At 66.7% G+C, this 19,082-nt stretch carries 14 protein-coding genes; 3 read left to right on the plus strand and 11 right to left on the minus strand.

What is annotated here, in order from left to right; translation table 11 throughout:
- Window positions 1-12: 12 nt before the first annotated feature.
- From BLT71_RS03895 to BLT71_RS03910, 4 genes are all read right to left on the minus strand, one after another.
- Entirely contained in the window at window positions 13-2,070 is a 2,058-nt protein-coding gene (locus BLT71_RS03895) for a PTS fructose transporter subunit IIABC (protein ID WP_091717754.1), read from the minus strand.
- 2 nt (window positions 2,071-2,072) lie between these two features.
- On the minus strand, window positions 2,073-3,065 hold the full coding sequence (locus BLT71_RS03900; RefSeq protein WP_091717756.1) for a 1-phosphofructokinase family hexose kinase: 993 nt from the start codon (window positions 3,063-3,065) through the stop codon (window positions 2,073-2,075).
- Window positions 3,062-3,868: a DeoR/GlpR family DNA-binding transcription regulator gene (locus tag BLT71_RS03905; protein ID WP_091717758.1), complete on the minus strand. Its 807-nt coding sequence runs from the start codon at window positions 3,866-3,868 to the stop codon at window positions 3,062-3,064. The genes BLT71_RS03900 and BLT71_RS03905 overlap by 4 nt, the downstream gene beginning before the upstream one ends.
- A gap of 262 nt (window positions 3,869-4,130) precedes the next feature.
- Window positions 4,131-4,388 carry a DUF6458 family protein gene (locus BLT71_RS03910; protein WP_045732066.1) on the minus strand — a complete coding sequence of 86 codons (258 nt, stop codon included), beginning with the start codon at window positions 4,386-4,388 and terminating at the stop codon, window positions 4,131-4,133.
- A 264-nt stretch (window positions 4,389-4,652) separates the two neighbouring features.
- Between BLT71_RS03910 and BLT71_RS03915 the strand changes: the two genes are divergently transcribed.
- From BLT71_RS03915 to BLT71_RS03925, 3 genes are all read left to right on the plus strand, one after another.
- Window positions 4,653-5,288, plus strand: coding sequence for an alpha/beta hydrolase (locus BLT71_RS03915; protein WP_091717760.1), 636 nt, complete (start codon window positions 4,653-4,655; stop codon window positions 5,286-5,288).
- Between the two features lie 291 nt (window positions 5,289-5,579).
- Complete coding sequence (locus BLT71_RS03920) at window positions 5,580-6,353, plus strand: HAD family hydrolase (protein WP_091717762.1); 774 nt, start codon at window positions 5,580-5,582, stop codon at window positions 6,351-6,353.
- A gap of 127 nt (window positions 6,354-6,480) precedes the next feature.
- Window positions 6,481-8,826: a glycoside hydrolase family 65 protein gene (locus BLT71_RS03925; protein ID WP_091717764.1), complete on the plus strand. Its 2,346-nt coding sequence runs from the start codon at window positions 6,481-6,483 to the stop codon at window positions 8,824-8,826.
- Between the two features lie 12 nt (window positions 8,827-8,838).
- Here the strand turns inward: BLT71_RS03925 and BLT71_RS03930 are convergent, their stop codons facing one another.
- From BLT71_RS03930 to gcvP, 7 genes are all read right to left on the minus strand, one after another.
- Window positions 8,839-10,125 (minus strand): MFS transporter, encoded by a 1,287-nt coding sequence (locus BLT71_RS03930; RefSeq protein WP_091717766.1) that lies wholly within the window; start codon window positions 10,123-10,125, stop codon window positions 8,839-8,841.
- A gap of 127 nt (window positions 10,126-10,252) precedes the next feature.
- Entirely contained in the window at window positions 10,253-11,266 is a 1,014-nt protein-coding gene (gene lipA, locus BLT71_RS03935) for a lipoyl synthase (protein ID WP_091717768.1), read from the minus strand.
- A gap of 55 nt (window positions 11,267-11,321) precedes the next feature.
- Window positions 11,322-12,779, minus strand: a complete 1,458-nt coding sequence (locus BLT71_RS03940; protein WP_091717770.1) for an L-serine ammonia-lyase — start codon at window positions 12,777-12,779, stop codon at window positions 11,322-11,324.
- A gap of 328 nt (window positions 12,780-13,107) precedes the next feature.
- Entirely contained in the window at window positions 13,108-14,442 is a 1,335-nt protein-coding gene (glyA, locus tag BLT71_RS03945) for a serine hydroxymethyltransferase (RefSeq protein WP_091717772.1), read from the minus strand.
- Window positions 14,439-14,822 carry a glycine cleavage system protein GcvH gene (gcvH, locus tag BLT71_RS03950; RefSeq protein ID WP_015935762.1) on the minus strand — a complete coding sequence of 128 codons (384 nt, stop codon included), beginning with the start codon at window positions 14,820-14,822 and terminating at the stop codon, window positions 14,439-14,441. The genes glyA and gcvH overlap by 4 nt, the downstream gene beginning before the upstream one ends.
- 245 nt (window positions 14,823-15,067) lie before the next feature.
- Complete coding sequence (gene gcvT / locus BLT71_RS03955; RefSeq protein ID WP_091717773.1) at window positions 15,068-16,216, minus strand: glycine cleavage system aminomethyltransferase GcvT; 1,149 nt, start codon at window positions 16,214-16,216, stop codon at window positions 15,068-15,070.
- A 9-nt stretch (window positions 16,217-16,225) separates the two neighbouring features.
- Entirely contained in the window at window positions 16,226-19,078 is a 2,853-nt protein-coding gene (gene gcvP, locus BLT71_RS03960) for an aminomethyl-transferring glycine dehydrogenase (protein WP_091717774.1), read from the minus strand.
- Window positions 19,079-19,082: the final 4 nt, after the last annotated feature.

Consider the following 19,082-nt stretch of genomic DNA (forward strand, 5'->3'; position numbering starts at 1 on the left):
GGCTAAACCGGATCAGACGGTTACGGGAACCGGTTCAACCGTATCAACGGTCTTCTTGACTGCCCAGCGCTTCAGTGCCACCACGGCCAGTGCACTGACCACAGTGCCGGCGATGATCGAAACGATGAACATCAGCACGTTGCCGATGGCGAAGAACACGAAGATACCGCCGTGGGGTGCCTGCGACGTGACGTTGAAGGCCATGGTGAGGGCACCGGTGAGCGCGCCACCCAGCATGCTGGCGGGGATGACGCGCAGCGGGTCGGCCGCGGCGAACGGGATGGCGCCTTCGGAGATGAAGGATGCGCCCAGCAGCCAGGCTGCCTTGCCGTTTTCACGCTCGGCCAGGCTGAAGAGCTTCTTGTCCAGGACGGTGGCGAGGGCCATCGCCAGCGGCGGAACCATGCCCGCTGCCATCACGGTGGCCATGATCTGCCACGGTGCCTGGTTGGTGGCGCTGCCGGCACCAAGGCCTGCCACGGCGAAGGCGTAGGCCACCTTGTTCACCGGGCCGCCCAGGTCGAAGCACATCATGAGGCCCAGGATGATGCCCAGGACGATGGCGGAAGCACCGGTCATGCCGGACAGCCAGCTGTTGAGTGCGAGGGTGATGCCGGCGATCGGGCCGCCGAGGAATAGGAACATCAAGCCGGAGGCCACAATCGACGCGAGCAGCGGGATGATGACCACGGGCATCAGGCCGCGCAGCCAGCGGGCCACCTGCCATGTACCGATCAGGTGTGCGATGTAGCCAGCCAGGAGGCCGCCGACGATGCCGCCCAAGAACCCGGCGCCCATGAACCCAGCGACAGCCCCTGCGACGAAGCCGGGTGCGATGCCCGGGCGGTCAGCGATGGCGTAGGCGATGTAGCCGGCCAGTGCGGGAACAAGGAAGCCCATGGACAGGGCGCCGATCTTGAAGAAGACCGTTCCCAGATAGAGGGCGAGGTTGCCGTCGGGCAGGTTGAACAATGTGTTGTTGGCCAGAATGTCATTGGCCTTGGTGCCGAGGGCGATGTCGAAGCCCGCAAGCAGGAAGCCGAGGGCTATCAGAAGACCACCACCTGCAACGAACGGGATCATGTAGCTGACGCCCGTCAGCAGTGCTTTCTTCAGCTTCTGGCCGATGTGCTCGCCCTTTTCGGTGGCTTCGTTCTCGGCCTGTTCCTCGGCCCCGAAGTGCGGAACCCGGCGTGCGTTCGGGTTGTCAGCCGCCGCGAGGGCTTCCTGGACCATCTTGGCGGGCTCGTCGATGCCGCGCTTGACGGGTGCGTTGATGACGGGCTTGCCCGCGAAACGCTCCTTGCCGCGGACGTCCACGTCCACCGCGAAGATCACGGCGTCGGCAGCTGCGATGACGGCCGGGTCCAGCGGCTTGGCCCCGGAGGAACCCTGGGTCTCAACCTGCAGGTCAACGCCCATTTCCTGGGCGGCGGCCACCAGCGAGTCGGCGGCCATGTAGGTGTGGGCGATGCCGGTGGGGCAGGCGGTGACGGCCACGAGGCGGCGGGTGCGGGCGGTTGAGTCTGCGGAAGCGGTGGCTGAGCCAGCAGGAACCGAGCTAGCAGCAGCGCCCGCGGCGACCGTTTCAGCCGGTGCAGCAGCGTGTGCGGCCGGCTTGTCGGCGAGGGCGCCGTCCACCAGTTCCACGATCTCTGCCTCGGAGGAGGCGTTGCGGAGTGCAGCCGTGAAGTCCTTTTTGATCAGGGACCGGGCCAGCTTGGAGAGCAGCTTCAGGTGGGCCTGGTCGGCACCGTCCGGAGCGGCAATGAAGAACACGAGGTCCGCGGGGCCGTCCTTGGCGCCGAAGTCCACCTTGGGGGACAGGCGGGCCATGGCCAGGGTGGGCTCGACCACCGCAGCGGAGCGGCAGTGCGGGATGGCGATGCCGCCGGGGATGCCGGTGGCGGTCTTCTGTTCGCGGGCGTAGGCGTCGGCAAAGAGGCCTTCAACCTCTGTTGCGCGTCCGGTGGCAGCAACCTTGCTTGCCAGGTGCCGGATCACCGCCTCGGGGTCGTTGCCCAGGTTCCGGTCGAGCTCGACCAGTTCCGTGGTGATGAGCTGAGTCACTGTCAATCCTTTCGAAGGGCCGTGATGGTTACGGCTTCCGGGGTGGTTTGGTGCACTGCCGGAACCGTTGAACCGGGCAGGGAGGCGGCGGCGGCCCCATGGGCCACCGCCTGACGCAGGCAGTCAGCCGGGGCGGCGCCCTGGCTGTGGGCGAGCAGGTAGCCGGCCAGTGCGGAATCTCCCGCACCCACCGTGCTCACTGCGGCGACCGGCGGATGCGTGGCCAGCCACGCGCCGTCGGCCGTTACGAGGACAGCTCCCTTGGAACCGAGAGTTGCCAGCACAGCACCCACACCGGAACGCACGACGGCGGACGCGGCCTCGGCGGCTGCCGCCGGGTCCGCTTCCAGTTCGTCAGCGGCGGCCGTGGCGAATCCGGCTGCAGCAGCCAGTTCCGCCAGTTCCTCGGCGTTGGGCTTCAAAAGATCCGGCATGCCCTCCGCGCCGCCTGTAAGGGCGGCGGCGAGTGGCTGGCCGGACGAGTCGACGGCGATCAGTGGCGTGTGCCCTGAGGACTCGCCGTCGGCAGCTGAACGCAGGCGGCGGGCCGCCGTCGCGTAAAAATCTGGTGGGAACCCCGGCGGCAGCGAACCTGCCAGGACCACCCAGCCGGCACCCCGGGAGCTTTCCAGCAGCAGCTTCAGCAGCGCCTCCTGCTGGTTGTCATCCAGGACCGGGCCGGGCTCGTTGATCTTGGTGGTCACCCCGCCGGGTTCGGTGAGGGCCACGTTGGTGCGCAGCGGCTCGTCAATGGGCAGTGACACGAAGGGCACGGCGCCGGCGCGAAGGCCGGCCAGCACGGGATCGCTGTCCGCGCCGGGCAGGACTGCCAGGGATTCGAGGCCGGAGGCCACCAGCGCACGGGACACGTTGACACCCTTGCCGCCCGATTCCTGGGTGACGGACACAGCGCGCTGCACTTCGCCGCGCTCCAGGGGTCCGGGCAGGGCGACGGTGCGGTCCAGGCTGGGGTTGGCCGTGAACGTGACGATCATGCGATCACCACGTCAACATCGGCCTCTTCCAGGGCTGCGGCGAGTTCGGGGCTGGGTTCGCTGTCTGTAATCAAGGTGTCCAGGTCTTTCAGGGAGGCGAACTGGACCAGCGTTTCCGCGTCCAGCTTGGAGGAATCGGCCAGCACAACGATGCGGCGAGCCGAGTGGACGAAGGCAGCCTTCACTGCGGCTTCTTCAGGATCTGGAGTGCTGAGTCCGAAGGTGGGGTGGATGCCGTTGGTCCCCACGAAAGCAATATCCGGGCGGATCCGTGCGGCGGCGTCCACCGTTGCCTGGCCGACGGCCACCTGGGTGATGCCGCGGACCCGGCCGCCCAGGATGTGCAGCGCGATGCCGGGGACGCTGGAGAGCTTGCCGGCAATGGGTACGGCGTGGGTGATGGCCACCAGTTCGGTGCCGGCGGCGCCGGATTCGGAAAGTTCGACGACGGTGCGCCGGGCCAGCATGTCGGCGAGGACTTCGGTGGTGGTTCCGCCGTCGATCAGGACGCTGCCGGGGGAGTTGCGGGGGATGAGCGCGAGGGCGGCCTCGGCGATGCGGCTCTTCTGGTCCGGCCGGCGGATGGCGCGTTCGGTGACGCTTTCCTCGGTGGTGCTGAAGCGGTCTGCCGCAACCGCCCCGCCGTGCACGCGGCGGACGGTGCCGACGTTCTCGAGGGCGGCGAGGTCCCGGCGGACGGTTTCGGTGGTGATCCGGAAGCGCTCAGCCAGCAGGGTCACGCTGACCCGGCCGCTGCCGGCAACAAGCTCGGCAATCTTCTGCTGGCGTTCCTCGGCGAACACGTACCCTCCGTTGCGTAGCTTGCTGGTGCTGTGGTGTCCGGCGCCCTGTTTCGGCGTGACTGGCATCACATGATGTTGAGTTACTTGACTTTATCTTTGCTTATGTTGGTTTGTCAACGGAAACCAACACGAAACAATATTGGGTTCTCTTCGCCTGGGGAATGCCCTCGGGGACGCGAAAGCCGGGCCGGACGCTGTTGTCCGGCCCGGCTTCCCGGGTTCATGGTCTGCCGCGGTCCTGGCTGACCCGCAGTCGGTTTGGCTAGATGGTTCCGTCGCGGCTTTCGTTCCGGGTGATCCGCTCACCCGTGTTCGGATCCACGACGGAACGGGTCTCGCTGACCCGCCGCGTACGGCCTGGGGAGGCCAGGACCAAGGAGGCGATCAGGCCGATGACGCCTACGGCCATCAGGATGTAGCCCACCAGGGCCTGGTCCACGAAGGGGATGAGTCCCGGGGCCACCGCCCAGGCGAGGATGGCGCCGAGGGCGATAAGGAAGATTGACGAGCCGATTCTCATGACTTGCTCCTTCTGCTGGCCGCGGGTTGCGGCTCCTGTGGGGCGGTGCACGGTATTGCGGTTAGGTCACTGCGCTGCTTTGTTTGTAAAGCCACTGGTCAGCATGCTGATAGTAGGCGTCACGCTACAGTGCACCCATAACCGATTCAATGAATGATGCCGAGTCGTTGTCGGGAATTTCTGCGGTTCTGCTGTGATTGCCGGGGCGCATGGGTTCATCAACGTCGTGGCGTGGGCGCCGCATTGCCTCGCTAGTCTGGTCCGATGGAAACAGTTGTGTGGTCCAAGCCTGAGGGCCAGCGCGCCGGGACGCCCCTGCTGGTGATGATGCACGGCTACGGCACGGATGAATCCCGCATGGTCCGGCTGTTCGAGTACCTGCCTCCAGAGTTCACCTTCGCGGCCCTCCGGGCGCCGAAGCCCATCGGAGACCACTATGGCTGGTTCCTCCTGGACTACTTTCTCGCCAACGACTTTGCCGACGTCATCTCCGTCACCGGCGCCGTGCATGGCTGGATCAACTCCGTCCGCGGCCAGCACACCAGCGTGAGCCTGATGGGGTACTCGCAGGGCATGGCTATGGCCACCACCCTCCTGCGCCTCCACCCGCGCGACTACGCCGCGGTCGTGGGCCTTTCCGGCTTTGTGCTGGATAACGACCTCCTGGCCCTCACCGATGAGTTTGAGACCAGGCCGCCGTTCTTCTGGGGGCGCGACAAGGCGGACCTGGTGATCAACGAGGATGCCACCGCCTACACGGGTGAATGGCTTGAAGCACACACGCTGCTGACCGCACGGACGTATCCCGGAATGGGGCACGCCATGTCGAAAGCCGAGATGGCGGATGTTGGCGCGTTCCTTCGGCATTACGTGCTCCGTGGCGGGGCCGCCGGAAACTAAGCGGCCGTCATATTGGGCCGGCTGGGCGGGGCCGGGCATAAAACAGTTGCGAGCGAAATATGCAAGCGTTTACACTCATCCTCGGCGCTGCCGTACGCCGCCGCCGGGTTGTCCTGTGCGGGCAACAAGTTCAAGATGGAAGACGAATGTAGATCAGCAAGGCCCCGGAATGGCGCCGGTTCCCCCACCGGCACGGCCCGCTGCATGTGCAGATTCGAGCGGCGCCGACGCCACACCCACCCCGCGTAATTCGTCTTCACTGCCCGCTGCCTGAGAGGATCCCCCCTGCCGATGAGCAACTCCGCCCACGAAGCACTCGCCAACGAGCCTTCCACCGCAACGGCCCCCGAGAACACCGCCTGGACTGGCGCATCCGCCATCCTGTTCGACCTGGACGGCGTGCTGACCCCCACGGCCACTGTGCACGAGCAGGCCTGGAAGGAACTCTTCGAAGGCTTCCTTGCCGGGCACCCCGAGGTCCAGGGCTACCGCGAAAGCGACTACTTCGACCACATCGACGGCAAGCCGCGGTTCGACGGCGTGCGGGACTTCCTCGCCTCACGCAGCATTGAGCTCCCCGAAGGACCGCTGGACGACGATCCCGCCAACATCACTGTCCAGGGCCTCGGGAACCGCAAGAACCGGATCTTCAACGACATCGTCAGCACCGGCGTCGAGCCGTTCGAAGGCTCGGTGCGTTTCCTCGAAGCCGCGCTGGACCGCGGACTGAAGGTCGCCGTCGTCTCATCCTCCCGCAACGCCCCCGCCGTCCTGGCCGCCGCAGGCCTCAGCCACCACTTCCCCGTCGTGGTGGACGGTGTGGTGGCGGCCCGCGAAGGAATCCCCGGCAAGCCCAGCCCGGCGACGTACGCCTACGCGGCCCGGCTGCTGGAACTGCCCAGCGAGGAGTGCGTAGTGGTGGAGGATGCTGTCTCCGGCGTCCAGGCCGGCCAGGCGGGATCGTTCCATTCCGTCATCGGCGTGGACCGCGGTGCCGGGCGCGAAACCCTCCTCGGGGCCGGGGCAACCCTGGTGGTCAACGACCTTGGAGAGCTCCTGCCCTGACGGGAGCCCCGTTCCACCCCGGACACGCTGCCACCCCCGGGCAGCACCCATCCGGGCAAGCTTTCACTTCGAATTCCCTCTGCCGGACTTGTGCCGGTGCACAGCATGCCTAAAAGGACCCAACACCATGGCTATCATCTCTGCGGACCGCGAACGGTTCCCCAATACTCCCTGGCAACTGGTGGAAACCCGCCACGAACCGGGAAACGCAGGGACGCTTGAAACGCTCTTTTCCCTGGGCAACGGCCACCTCGGAATCCGTGGCGCCCACTGGGCAGCGGCGGATGCCGAGCTTCCCGGCAGCTTCATCAACGGGCTGCACGAAATCTGGGATATCAAGCACGCCGAGAACGCCTTCGGATTCGCGCGGACCGGCCAGCGCATCCTCTACATCCCGGACGCCAACAACTTCACCGTCGTGGTGGACGGGGAGTCCCTGGGCCTTGCCGAATCGGAGGTGCTGGACTACCGGCGGAGCGTTGACTTCTCCACCGGCATCTACGAGTGCCGCATCACCTGGCAGTGCCGGTCCGGATCCGTGGTCACCACCACCGAACGGCGTGCGGTGGGGTACGAATCCCGGGGCAGCCTGGGCCTTTCCCTCGAGGTTGCGGCGGACCGCGATATTTCGCTCGACGTCACCTCGTCCGTGATCAACCGGCAGGACCAGCCGGTAGAGGACCACTCCGCCCACGATCCCCGCCGCGCCGGCCGCCACGCCGGACGGGTCCTGCTGCCGCTGCGGCTCGATGGCGGCGACGGATCACTGCGGCTCTCCTGGGAAGCCGCCGAATCCAAGCAGCGCGTGGGCCTGGCCGTGGACCACTGGACATCCGCCGGGCACCAGCCTTTCGAAACCCTGGTGGACCAGGACGACAGCAGCGTCCGCTACGTGCTGGCCGTCAGCGCCGGCGAACCCTTCCGGCTCGAGAAAAGCGTCAGCTACGCCGCGGGCCGGACCGTGCAGGACGAGGGCGTCGACGCCGCAGCCCTGGCCGAAGCAGGCCTGCGCCCCGTCGCGGACATCTTCGCCGAAAGCGAGGCGCACTACCGCGGCTATTGGGCAACGTCCGACATCGTAGTGGACGGTGGCGAGCCGGAGCTGCAGCAGGCCATCCGCTGGAACCTGTTCCAGCTGGCCCAGGCCACGGCCCGTGCCAACGTGGCCGGTATCCCGGCCAAGGGCGTCACCGGATCCGGCTACGAGGGCCACTATTTCTGGGACCAGGAGGTGTACCTCCTGCCGTACCTGACGTACACCAACCCGGACGGTGCACGGCAGGTCCTGGAGTTCCGCCATGCCATGTTGCCTGAAGCCAAGGTCCGGGCCAAGGAACTCAGTGTGGACGGCGCACTGTTCCCGTGGCGGACCATCAACGGCCTTGAAGCCAGCGCCTACTACGCCGCCGGCACCGCGCAGTTCCACATCGCGGCAGCCATCGCGTTCGCCACCAACCGCTACCTGTGGGCCACGGGCGATTCCGCGTTCCGGGAGGGCATGGGGGCTGAGCTGCTGATGGAAACCGCGCGCATGTGGATTTCGCTGGGCTTCTTCGGCAAGGACGGCCTGTTCCACATCCACGGTGTCACCGGCCCGGACGAGTACACCGCCGTGGTCAATGACAACCTCTACACCAACGTCATGGCCCGGTTTAACCTGCGGGCCGCCGCAGCGCTGGACCACCCCGGCGTGGCCCAGGAAGAGCGGCAGCTGTGGGCAGCGGCAGCCAACCTGATGCACCTGCCGTTCGACAGCCGCATGCAGGTCCACTCCCAGGACAACGACTTCATGACCCTGGAACCATGGGACTGGACCACGCCGCGGTCCAAGTACCCGCTCCTGCTGCATTTCCACCCGCTGGTGATTTACCGCCACCAGGTGCTCAAGCAGGCGGACACCGTCCTCGCCATGTTCCTGCAATGGCAGGACTTCACAGCGGGCGAGAAGCAGCGCGCCTTCGATTTCTACGATCCCATCACTACCGGCGACTCCACCCTGTCTGCATGTGTGCAGGGCATCATGGCTGCCGAAGTGGGGTACTCCGGGGAGGCCCTGAAGCACTTCACCAACGCGGTGTTCATCGACCTGGACGACACCCACGGCAACACCATTGATGGTGTGCACATCGCCTCCACCGGAGGGGTGTGGAGCTCCCTGGTGTGCGGCTTTGCGGGCCTGCGCGACCAGGGCCCGGTGCCGTATTTCGATCCGCGCCTGCCGGAGGAATGGGACGGACTGACCTTCCACCTCAGGATCAGCGGCCGGCTGCTGCTGGTCAGGCTTTCCTCCGGCGCCATCACGCTCACCGTCCAGGAAGGGGACCCGCTCGACGTCAACGTCCGGGGCCAGATGCTGGCCGTAGGCTCCGATCCCGTCAGGGTGGAGCTGGAGCCCGTCGCGGAACCGGAACCCACTGTCTTCCCCAGCGGACTCCCGACGGCGAGCATTCCGGTGGTCCTCGCCAACAGCTGATGTGCCCCGAAGTCAGGCCACGGCGGCTTCGGGCGCCGTGTCCAGCGGGTTTGCCAGTTCGTCGCGGGGCATCCTTGCGGCGGCGGAAGCGATGACGGCCATGACGGGGCAGACCACGCCCGCCACCAGGAAAATCAGCCAGATGGGCAGCACCTCAGCTGCAGGCCCGGCCAGCGCCATGGACACCGGCATCAGCGCCAGGGACACGAAAAAGTCCAGGCTGGAGATGCGGCCCAGCAGGTGGGACGGGACGCGGCGCTGAAGCAGCGTGCCCCAGATGACCATGCCCACGCTCCCGGTGGCGCCCCAGATGAACAGGGCTGCAGCCATCAGCCAGAAGTTGTCCATGAGGCCGACGGCGGCAATCGGCAGGCTGCCCACGCCCCAGGACACCATCATCACCGTGAGGTAGCGGCGCGGCAGGCGGAGTGACGCCGTCACCAGGGAGCCCAGGGCTGCGCCCACCCCCATGACCGCCAGCAGGAAACCGAACATGCTCGAATCCCCGCCCAGCTGGTCCCGCACCAGGAATGGCAGGAGGACCTCGATGGGGCCGATCAGGAACAGCACCGAAATGCAGGCCCAGATCAGCGTCCAGAGCAGCCATGGTGTCCTGATGGTGTAGCTGACTCCTTCGCGCAGGTCCTGGACGAAGGACGATTTCCGGTGTGCATCCTCGTGCCCCGCCTCTTTGGGGCTTGTGGCCAGGGTGTGCTGGCCCAGGAAGTTCAGCACAATGAAGGCCAGCAGGTGGCACGCGGCCACTCCGGTCACCGCATGCGACGGGGAGAGGGCTGCCACCAGGATGCCGGCCACCGCCGGTCCCGCAGCCTGCTGCAGCACGGGGCGCATGGTCCCCTCCATGCCGTTGGCGGCCAGCAGGTCCTCAGCCGGAAGGATGCGCGGCAGGATGGCGGAGTAGGCAGGGAAGAAGAAGGCCGCGCCAACGCCCAGCACGAACGCACCCGCAGCCACATGCCACAGTTGCAGCCAGCCGGCCATCGCCAGGCCGCTGATCGCGGCAATGACTGCCAGGTTGGCGCCCTCGACGGCGATGATCAGGCGCCGCTGCGGGACCCTGTCCGCCGCTATCCCGCCGGCCAGGACAAAGGCCACCAGTCCCACGCTTCCGGCGGCGGCCACCAGCGAGAGCTCCAGCGGACCGCCGCCCAGGTGGATTACCTGGTAGACCATGGCTACGGCCCACATGCCGGAACCGAAGATCGAGATGGCCAGCGCTGCAATCAGGACCCGGTACTCGCGGTGGATGAACGGGCGCAAGGCTTTGGGGGCGGGCATAAGCCCCAGTTTAAGCCCGGACGGCGGCTTGCCTGATGCCCCCCAATCAGCATCAGGCCGGCCGCCAGTGGTGAATCCGTCCGGTACATATAGGTCCCGGACATTGCCCAAGCGTTGCTGGCGGAATCTATCCGGCCAGGAGGGTGGCGGCTTCCTGGCGGGTGGTGCCGGAGTCCTGGATGCCGTCGGCGATGTGGGCGAGTTCGGCGGGGATGTCGCGGCCTTTTTTGCGCATGGCGGTGGCCCAGAGGCGGCCGGCGCGGTAGGAGGAGCGGACCAGGGGGCCGGACATGACGCCGAGGAAGCCGATTTCTTGGGCTTCGTTTTGGAGGTCGACGAATTCCTGGGGTTTGACCCAGCGGTCCACGGGGAGGTGGCGTTCGGAGGGGCGGAGGTATTGGGTGATGGTGATCAGGTCGCAGCCGGCGGCGTGGAGGTCGCGGAGTGCTTCGGAGATTTCTTCGCGGGTTTCGCCCATGCCGAGGATGAGGTTGGATTTGGTGACCATGCCCAGGTTGCGGCCTTGGGTGATGACGTCGAGGGAGCGTTCGTAGCGGAAGGCGGGGCGGATGCGCTTGAAGATCCGGGGGACGGTTTCGACGTTGTGGGCGAAGACTTCGGGTTTGGAGTCGCAGATTGCGGCGATGTGGTCGGGGTTGCCGGAGAAGTCGGGGATGAGGAGTTCGACGCCGGTGCCGGGGTTCAGTTCGTGGATTTTGCGGACGGTTTCGGCGTAGAGCCAGACGCCTTCGTCTTCGAGGTCGTCGCGGGCCACGCCGGTGACGGTGGCGTAGCGGAGTTGCATGGATTGGACGGAGCGGGCCACTTTGGTGGGTTCGAACCTGTCCACGGGGGAGGGTTTGCCGGTGTCGATCTGGCAGAAGTCGCAGCGGCGGGTGCATTCGGAGCCGCCGATGAGGAAGGTGGCTTCTTTGTCTTCCCAGCATTCGAAGATGTTGGGGCAGCCGGCTTCTTCGCAGACGGTGTGGAGGCCTTCTTTTTTGACCAGGTTCTTGAGTTGGACGAACTCGGGGCCCATTTGGACTTTGGCCTTGATCCATTCCGGTTTGCGTTCCACCGGGGTGGCCGCGTTGCGCTGTTCGATCCGCAGCAACTTCCGACCTTCGGGTGCCAATGTCATGATCGATTTCCTTTGATTGGGTGGTGCCGGTGGTTGAGCTTGTCGAAACCTTCGGTCAGCATTCGACGACGTTGACGGCGAGGCCGCCCATGGCGGTTTCCTTGTATTTGGAGGACATGTCCTTGCCGGTTTCGCGCATGGTGATGATGACTTCGTCGAGGGAGACCCGGTGGGTGCCGTCGCCCCAGAGCGCCATCTTCGCCGCGTTGATGGCCTTCGCCGCGGCGATCGCGTTCCGCTCGATGCACGGGACCTGCACCAGCCCGCCGATCGGATCACACGTCAGGCCCAGGTTGTGTTCCATCGCGATTTCCGCGGCGTTCTCCACCTGCGCCGGGGTGCCGCCCATGACCTCAGCCAGTCCCGCCGCCGCCATCGACGACGCCGAAGCGACCTCGCCCTGGCAGCCCACCTCGGCACCGGAAATGGATGCCTGTTCCTTGTAGAGCACCCCCACGGCACCGGCGGCGAGCAGGAACCTGGCCACCACGCCGTCGCGGTCCTCCTGCGTGGCCTGGTCCATGCCCGGGGCGAAATGCAGCGCGTAGTACAGGACCGCGGGAATGATCCCGGCCGCCCCGTTCGTGGGGGCCGTGACCACACGCCCGCCGGAGGCGTTCTCCTCGTTCACGGCCAAGGCCACCAGGTTCACCCACTCCTGCCAGTACCTCGGGTCATGGAAATCCCAGTCCGTGAAGTCCAGGTCCTGGCTGTCCACGCCCGGACGGGCGCATTCCTTCTTCAACCGGTCGAACCAGTCCGGGGCGCGGCGGCGGACCTTCAACCCACCCGGCAGCACCCCGTCACGCTTCAGCGAGGTCGCCACGCACGCCTCCATCACGGACCAGATATGCAGCAGCCCCGCCCGGATCTCCTCCTCACCCCGGGAGGACTTCTCGTTGACCAGCATCACATCACTGATCCCCAACCCGGTGTCCACGCAATGCTTCAGGAGTTCCGCGGCGGTCCGGAACGGCAGCGGCAGCTCCTTCTTGGACTCATCGAGTTCCTGCTGCGCGGCGTCCTCCTCGCCCTCACGGACAATGAACCCGCCGCCCACGGAGAAGAACGTCGCCGCGTGCAGCGCCGCCCCGTCCGCGTCCGTCACGGTGAACGTCATCCCGTTCGTGTGCCGCGGCAACACCGTCAACGGCCGCAACACGATGTCCTTCACCCCGTACGGCAGCTTCACGCCTTCCCCGTTACCGGCCCCGGCCAGGTTCAGCGTCCCGGTCTCAGCGATCGCGGCCAGCCGCTCCTCCACCTCAGCCGGCAGGATCCGCTCAGGATGGAACCCTTCCAAACCCAGCAGGACCGCCGTCATCGTCCCATGCCCATGCCCCGTCGCAGCCAACGACCCATACAGATCCACCCGCAACGAAGCCACCCGGGACAACACCCCGGCACCCCGCAACTCCTCCACAAACACCGCAGCAGCCCGCATCGGCCCCACAGTATGAGAACTCGACGGCCCAATACCGACAGAGAAAAGGTCGAAGACGCCAACGGCCATGGTGGGATTCCTAACTAAAAACGTGCGTGGTCGGGGTGGAAAGGGAGCGGGACATCCTCTGCATGCTGCTCCTTCGTCGCTCTGACGCATGCTGCCGGATGCCCCGCTCCCTTCCTGCAGGTCCGTCGCCTTGGCTCTCGCCTAGCTTGCGCCCTTCACTAGGTGACGGTGCACGGCCCTATGGGGCTGGCATCCAGAAGTGTGCGTCGCCAAGGGGACATGCCCACAAGGGCCGGCGGAGCCGGACTTTTCGAAAGCCTGCGTCAAAGCGAGGAACGAGCAGCAGGCGTGAAAATGGCCGGTCCGCCGGTCCCGAAGCCAGCCAGCTCTAGGACAGCGGTGCGACGCCGGGGTAGAGCGGGTGGGCTGCGGCGAGTACTTCGACGCGGTGACGCAGGCCGGAAAGGTCTGCGTCGGCGTCGGCCGTCAATGCCTCGGCGATGATGTCCGCAACTTCGCGGAAGGCGGCTTCGCCGAACCCGCGGGTTGCCAAAGCCGGGGTGCCGATGCGCAGGCCGGAGGTGACCATCGGCGGGCGCGGGTCGAAGGGCACGGCGTTGCGGTTGACGGTGATGTCAATCGCGGCCAGGCGGTCTTCGGCCTGCTGGCCGTTGAGTTCGCAGTTGCGGAGGTCAACCAGGACCAGGTGGACGTCCGTGCCGCCGGAGATGACGTTGATGCCCTTGGCGGTGACGTCCGGCTGGACCAGGCGCTCGGCCAGGATGCGGGAGCCGGCGAGGACGCGCTCCTGCCGTTCCTTGAACTCAGCCGAGGCGGCGATCTTGAAGGCCACGGCCTTGCCGGCGATGACGTGCTCCAGCGGTCCGCCCTGCTGGCCCGGGAACACAGCCGAGTTGATCTTCTTGGCGATGTCGGCGTCGTTCGACAGGATGATGCCGCCGCGCGGACCGGCGAGGGTCTTGTGCGTGGTGGAGGTGGTGACGTGCGCGTGCGGCACCGGGCTGGGGTGCAGGCCCGCAGCGACGAGGCCGGCGAAGTGGGCCATATCCACCATCAGGTAGGCGCCCACCAGGTCGGCGATCCGGCGGAACTCGGCGAAGTCCAGCTGGCGTGCGTACGCGGACCAGCCGGCAACGATCAGCTGCGGCTTCGTTTCCAGCGCCAGTCGCTCCACCTCTGCCATGTCGATGGTGTGGGTGTCTTCGCGGACCTGGTACGGCACCACGTTGTAGAGCTTGCCGGAGAAGTTGATCTTCATGCCGTGCGTCAGGTGTCCGCCGTGGGCGAGGTTCAGGCCCATGATGGTGTCGCCGGGCTTGATCAGCGCGTGCATCACCGAAGCGTTGGCCTGTGCGCCGGAGTGCGGCTGCACGTTGGCGAACTCGGCACCGAACAGGGCCTTGAGCCGGTCGATGGCGAGCTGTTCGATGACGTCCACGTGTTCGCAGCCGCCGTAGTAGCGCTTGCCCGGGTAGCCTTCGGCGTACTTGTTGGTCAGCACCGAGCCCTGCGCCTGCATGACGGCGGCGGCGGTGTGGTTCTCGGAAGCGATCATTTCCAGGCCGTCGCGCTGGCGGCCCAGTTCGTCGTCGATTTTCGCTGCGATCTCCGGGTCGAGGACGGACAGGTCCGCGTTCAGGCTGGGGGATTCAACCTGGTGGAATTCTGTCTCAGTGACGGCCGTGCCGGCAGCCGCGCTCACAGTTCGCCGCCGTTCGCTGCGGCGTATTCCTCGGCGGACAGCAGCGGGCCTTCTTCGGTGACGGACACCTTGAACAGCCAGCCGGCTCCGTACGGGTCGCTGTTGATGAGGGCGGGATCGGACACCACGCCGTCGTTGATCTCGGTGACTTCGCCGGTGACGGGGGAGTAGAGGTCCGAAACGGACTTGGTGGATTCCACTTCGCCGCAGGTTTCGCCGGCGGTCACGATGGAGCCAACCTCGGGCAGGTCCACGTACACGATGTCGCCCAGCGCATCGGCGGCGACGGCGGAGATACCGATCCCGGCAGGGCCGGACCCGTCAACAGCAATCCACTCATGTTCGGCGGAGTACTTCAGTTCAGCTGCAACTTTGCTCATTGTCTGTTTCCTTAGGTTTAGGTGATGAAAAGTGAGAGGGCGTCTGCGCCAGACCCGCCAAATGTGAGCGGGCGTCCGGTTCAGACCCGCCAAAAGTGAGCGGGCGTCCGGTTCAGACCCGCCAAAAGTGAGCGGGGGTCAAGGGCCGGCGGAGCCGGACTTTTCGAAAGCCTGCGTCAAAGCGAGGAACGAGCAGCAGGCGTGAAAATGTCCGGTCCGCCGGTCCCGGGGTGACCACGCGGGCTTTAGCGGGTTCGCTTGTAGAACGGCAGTGCCACTACTTCGAAGCGTTCGGGCTTGCCGCGGAGGTCGACGTCGACGATGGTGCCGGGTTCGGCGAATTCGACGTCGACGTAGGCCAGTGCCACGGGGTAGCCGAGGGTGGGGGAGGGCTGGCCGGAGGTGACTTCGCCTATGAGGGAGCCGTCCTTGAGGACCGGGTAGTGGCCGCGGGCGGCGCGGCGCCCGGTGCCCTTGAGGCCCACGAGCTTTTGGCCCACGGTGGATCCGACGCCGGCGGCCTTGATGGCTGCCAGGGCCTCCTTGCCCACGAAGTCGCTTTCCTTGGCCAGGGACACGACCGGCCCCAGCCCGGCGGCGTAGGCGTTGACGCGGCGGGAGAGTTCGTTGCCGTAGAGCGGCATGCCGGCTTCGAGGCGGAGCGAATCGCGGGCGGCGAGACCCGCGGGGATGAGGCCGGAACCTTCGCCGGCCGCGAGCAGGGCCTCCCACAGGGCGGCGGCCTCCAGGTTGCCGACGTAGATCTCGAAGCCGTCCTCGCCGGTGTAGCCGGTGCGGGCCACCAGCAGGTCCCGGACAGCTCCGTTGACCGTGATGCCCACCTCGACGGCGGCGTAGTACTTCAGTTCCGTGACCAGGGAGTGCTGGTCGGCCGGTACGAGCGCCAGCAGGATGGCCTCCGCGGCGGGGCCCTGGACAGCGATCAGGGATGTCTCGGCCGAGGCATCCTGCACGGTGACGTCGAAGCCGGCGGCGCGTTCCTGCAGGGCCTCGGCCACTACCTTGGCGTTGCCTGCGTTCGGGACCACCAGGTACTTGGCTGTTCCGTCCGCAGCCGCGGGGAGGCGGTACGTGATCAGGTCGTCGATGATGCCGCCGTCGGTGTCGCAGATCAGCGAGTACTTGGCCTTGCCTACCGCGATGGCTGACAGCTTTCCAGCAAGGGCAAAGTCGAGGAAAGCGCCGGCATCCTGGCCGGTGACCCAGACTTCGCCCATGTGGGAGAGGTCGAACAGGCCGGCGGCGTTGCGCACGGCGTGGTGCTCGGCGAGTTCGGAATCGTACTTGAGGGGCATCTGCCAGCCGCCGAAGTCGGTGAAGGAGGCGCCGGCTTTCTTGTGCTGCTCGTAGAGAGCGGTGTAGTTCTCAGTCATGGGAAGTCCTTAGTTCTCGAAGTCGGAAAGCGGAGGGCAGGAGCAGACCAGGTTGCGGTCGCCGGCTGCGCCGTCGATGCGTCCCACGGGCGGGAAGTACTTGTCCTGCCGCAGGGAAGCGACGGGGAACGCGGCCTGCTCGCGCGGGTAGGCACGGTCCCAGTCGGAGCTGACGACGGCGGCAGCCGTGTGGGGTGCGTTGCGCACCGGCGATGCCTCCAGGGAGAAGTCGCCGGCTGCCACCTGCTCGATCTCGGCGTGGATGGTGATCATGGCGTCGATGAAGCGGTCGATCTCCGCGAGGTCCTCGGACTCGGTGGGTTCGACCATCAGGGTCCCGGCGACGGGGAAGGCCAGGGTGGGGGCGTGGAACCCGAAGTCGATCAGGCGCTTGGCCACATCCTCAGCCGTGACGCCGGTGCGGGCGGTGAGTTCGCGCAGGTCCAGGATGCACTCGTGCGCCACGAGTCCGCCTTCCCCGGTGTAGAGCACGGGGTAGAACTCGTTCAGCCGGGCAGCGACGTAGTTCGCGGCCAGCAGCGCGGACTTGGTGGCCTCGGTCAGGCCAGCACCACCCATCAGCTTCACATACGCCCAGGAAATCGGCAGCACCCCCGCAGAGCCGAAGCGGGACGCGGAAATCGCCACCCCGTGCCCTTCCTCATGGGCGGCCTTGTTGGCGTCGCCGGGCATGAACGGTGCCAGGTGTGCTTTCGCAGCGACCGGGCCGACGCCGGGTCCGCCGCCGCCGTGCGGGATGCAGAAGGTCTTGTGCAGGTTCAGGTGCGAGACGTCGCCGCCGAACTTGCCCGGCTGCGCCAGGCCCACGAGGGCGTTGAGGTTCGCGCCGTCCACGTACACCTGTCCGCCTGCGGCGTGGACCGCGTCGCAGACCTCGGTCACGTCGCCGTCGTAAACACCGTGGGTGGACGGGTAGGTGATCATGATGCAGGACAGGGCGTCCCTGTTCGCCTCGATCTTCGCGGAAAGGTCGGTGTGGTCGATGGTGCCGTCCGGGGCGGTGGCGACAACCACGACTTTCATGCCGGCCAGGACTGCGGAGGCGGCGTTGGTGCCGTGCGCCGAGGCGGGGATCAGGCAGACGTTGCGCTGCTGATCGCCGCGGGAGTGGTGGTAGCCGCGGATCGCCAGCAGGCCGGCGAGTTCGCCCTGGGAACCGGCGTTGGGCTGGATGGACACCTGGTCGTAGCCGGTGATCTCGGTCAGGTCAGCCTCGAGCCCGGTGATCAGCTCACGCCAGCCCTCGGTCTGGGAATCCGGGGCGAACGGGTGGATCGAGGCGAACTCGGGCCAGGAAATCGCTTCCATCTCGGCGGTGGCGTTCAGCTTCATGGTGCACGAACCCAGCGGGATCATGGTCCGGTCCAGCGCCAGGTCACGGTCGGACAAGCGGCGGATGTAACGCAGCAACTGCGTCTCTGACCGGTGCGTGTTGAACACCGGGTGCTCCAGGTAACCGGAGGACCGCAGCACGGATTCGGGCAGCTCGAAACCCTCGGCGTCGCCTACCGGACCGGCACCAAAGGCGACGGCCACCGCGGACAGCGTTGCCGCCGTCGTGGTCTCATCGATGGATACGCCCACGGTGTCCGCGTCGACGAAGCGGAGGTTGATGCCGCGCGCTTCGGCGGCGCTGATGACCTTGGCGGCCTTGCCCGGCACGCGCACGGTGAGGGTGTCGAAGAAGGAGTCGGTGACCAGTTCGCGGCCCATTGCGGTGAGGGCCGTGGCCAGGATCCTGGCGTTGTGGTGGGCGGTTTCCGCGATGGCCTTCAACCCGTCCGGGCCGTGGTACACGGCGTAGAAGGAGGACACGATGGCCAGCAGCGCCTGTGCGGTGCAGATGTTGGACGTGGCCTTCTCGCGGCGGATGTGCTGCTCGCGGGTCTGCAGGGCCAGGCGGTAGGCCGGAGCGCCGGCGTTGTCCTTGGAGACACCGACGATCCTGCCGGGGAGGGTGCGTTCCATGCCCTTCTGCACGGCCATGTAGGCGGCGTGCGGACCGCCGAAGAACAGCGGCACACCGAAGCGCTGGGTGGAGCCGACGGCGATGTCCGCGCCCTGCTCGCCCGGAGGAGTGATCAGCGTCAACGCCAGCAGGTCAGCGGCAACAGTGACCAGCGCACCGCGCTCCTTGGCCTCTGCGATAACGGCGCTCTGGTCCCATACCCGGCCGGACACGCCCGGCTGCTGGAGGACGATGCCGTTGATGGCACCCTCGGGCAGGCCCGCGGAGAGGTCAGCAACCTCCACCTCGAAGCCGAGCGCTTCGGCACGGCCCAGCACGATGGCGATGGTCTGCGGGAGGCAGTCGGCGTCAAGGACGGTTTTGCCGCCCTTGGCGTCCTTATTTTTGTTCGCGCGGCGCATCAGCAGCACAGCCTCGGCCACAGCGGTGGCTTCATCGAGGAGCGACGCGTTGGCCACGGGGAGGGCGGTGAGGTCCTGGACCATGGTCTGGAAGTTCAGCAGCGCCTCCAGCCGGCCCTGGGAGATCTCGGGCTGGTAGGGCGTGTAGGCGGTGTACCAGGCCGGCGCCTCAAGGATGTTGCGGCGGATCACGGCCGGGGTGACGGTGTCGTAGTAGCCCTGGCCGATCATCTGCACGGCAGTTTTGTTCTTGCCCGCCAACCGGCGCAGCTCGGTGAGGACCTCAACCTCGCTCAGGGCGTCCTGCAGCTTCAGTGCCGTTTCCTGGCGGATCGACGCCGGAACAGCCACGTCCACCAGGCCGTCAACGCTGTCGTAGCCCACAGCCTTGAGCATGGTGTCGATGTCGGCCTGCCGGCGCGCGCCGATATGGCGGTCAACGAACGTGGTTGGAAGGGATTGAATCGTCATGAGG

This window comes from Pseudarthrobacter equi, assembly GCF_900105535.1.
GTDB lineage: Bacteria > Actinomycetota > Actinomycetes > Actinomycetales > Micrococcaceae > Arthrobacter > Arthrobacter equi.

What these genes read in the sequence shown, in the direction of transcription:
- lipA (WP_091717768.1), bottom strand. Translation starts at nt 11,266, where the DNA reads ATGACATTGGCACCCGAAGGTCGGAAGTTGCTGCGGATCGAACAGCGC.
- BLT71_RS03925 (WP_091717764.1), top strand. Translation starts at nt 6,481, where the DNA reads ATGGCTATCATCTCTGCGGACCGCGAACGGTTCCCCAATACTCCCTGG.
- BLT71_RS03915 (WP_091717760.1), top strand. Translation starts at nt 4,653, where the DNA reads ATGGAAACAGTTGTGTGGTCCAAGCCTGAGGGCCAGCGCGCCGGGACG.
- BLT71_RS03920 (WP_091717762.1), top strand. Translation starts at nt 5,580, where the DNA reads ATGAGCAACTCCGCCCACGAAGCACTCGCCAACGAGCCTTCCACCGCA.
- gcvT (WP_091717773.1), bottom strand. Translation starts at nt 16,216, where the DNA reads ATGACTGAGAACTACACCGCTCTCTACGAGCAGCACAAGAAAGCCGGC.
- BLT71_RS03930 (WP_091717766.1), bottom strand. Translation starts at nt 10,125, where the DNA reads ATGCCCGCCCCCAAAGCCTTGCGCCCGTTCATCCACCGCGAGTACCGG.
- gcvP (WP_091717774.1), bottom strand. Translation starts at nt 19,078, where the DNA reads ATGACGATTCAATCCCTTCCAACCACGTTCGTTGACCGCCATATCGGC.
- BLT71_RS03910 (WP_045732066.1), bottom strand. Translation starts at nt 4,388, where the DNA reads ATGAGAATCGGCTCGTCAATCTTCCTTATCGCCCTCGGCGCCATCCTC.
- BLT71_RS03940 (WP_091717770.1), bottom strand. Translation starts at nt 12,779, where the DNA reads ATGGCCGTTGGCGTCTTCGACCTTTTCTCTGTCGGTATTGGGCCGTCG.
- gcvH (WP_015935762.1), bottom strand. Translation starts at nt 14,822, where the DNA reads ATGAGCAAAGTTGCAGCTGAACTGAAGTACTCCGCCGAACATGAGTGG.
- BLT71_RS03900 (WP_091717756.1), bottom strand. Translation starts at nt 3,065, where the DNA reads ATGATCGTCACGTTCACGGCCAACCCCAGCCTGGACCGCACCGTCGCC.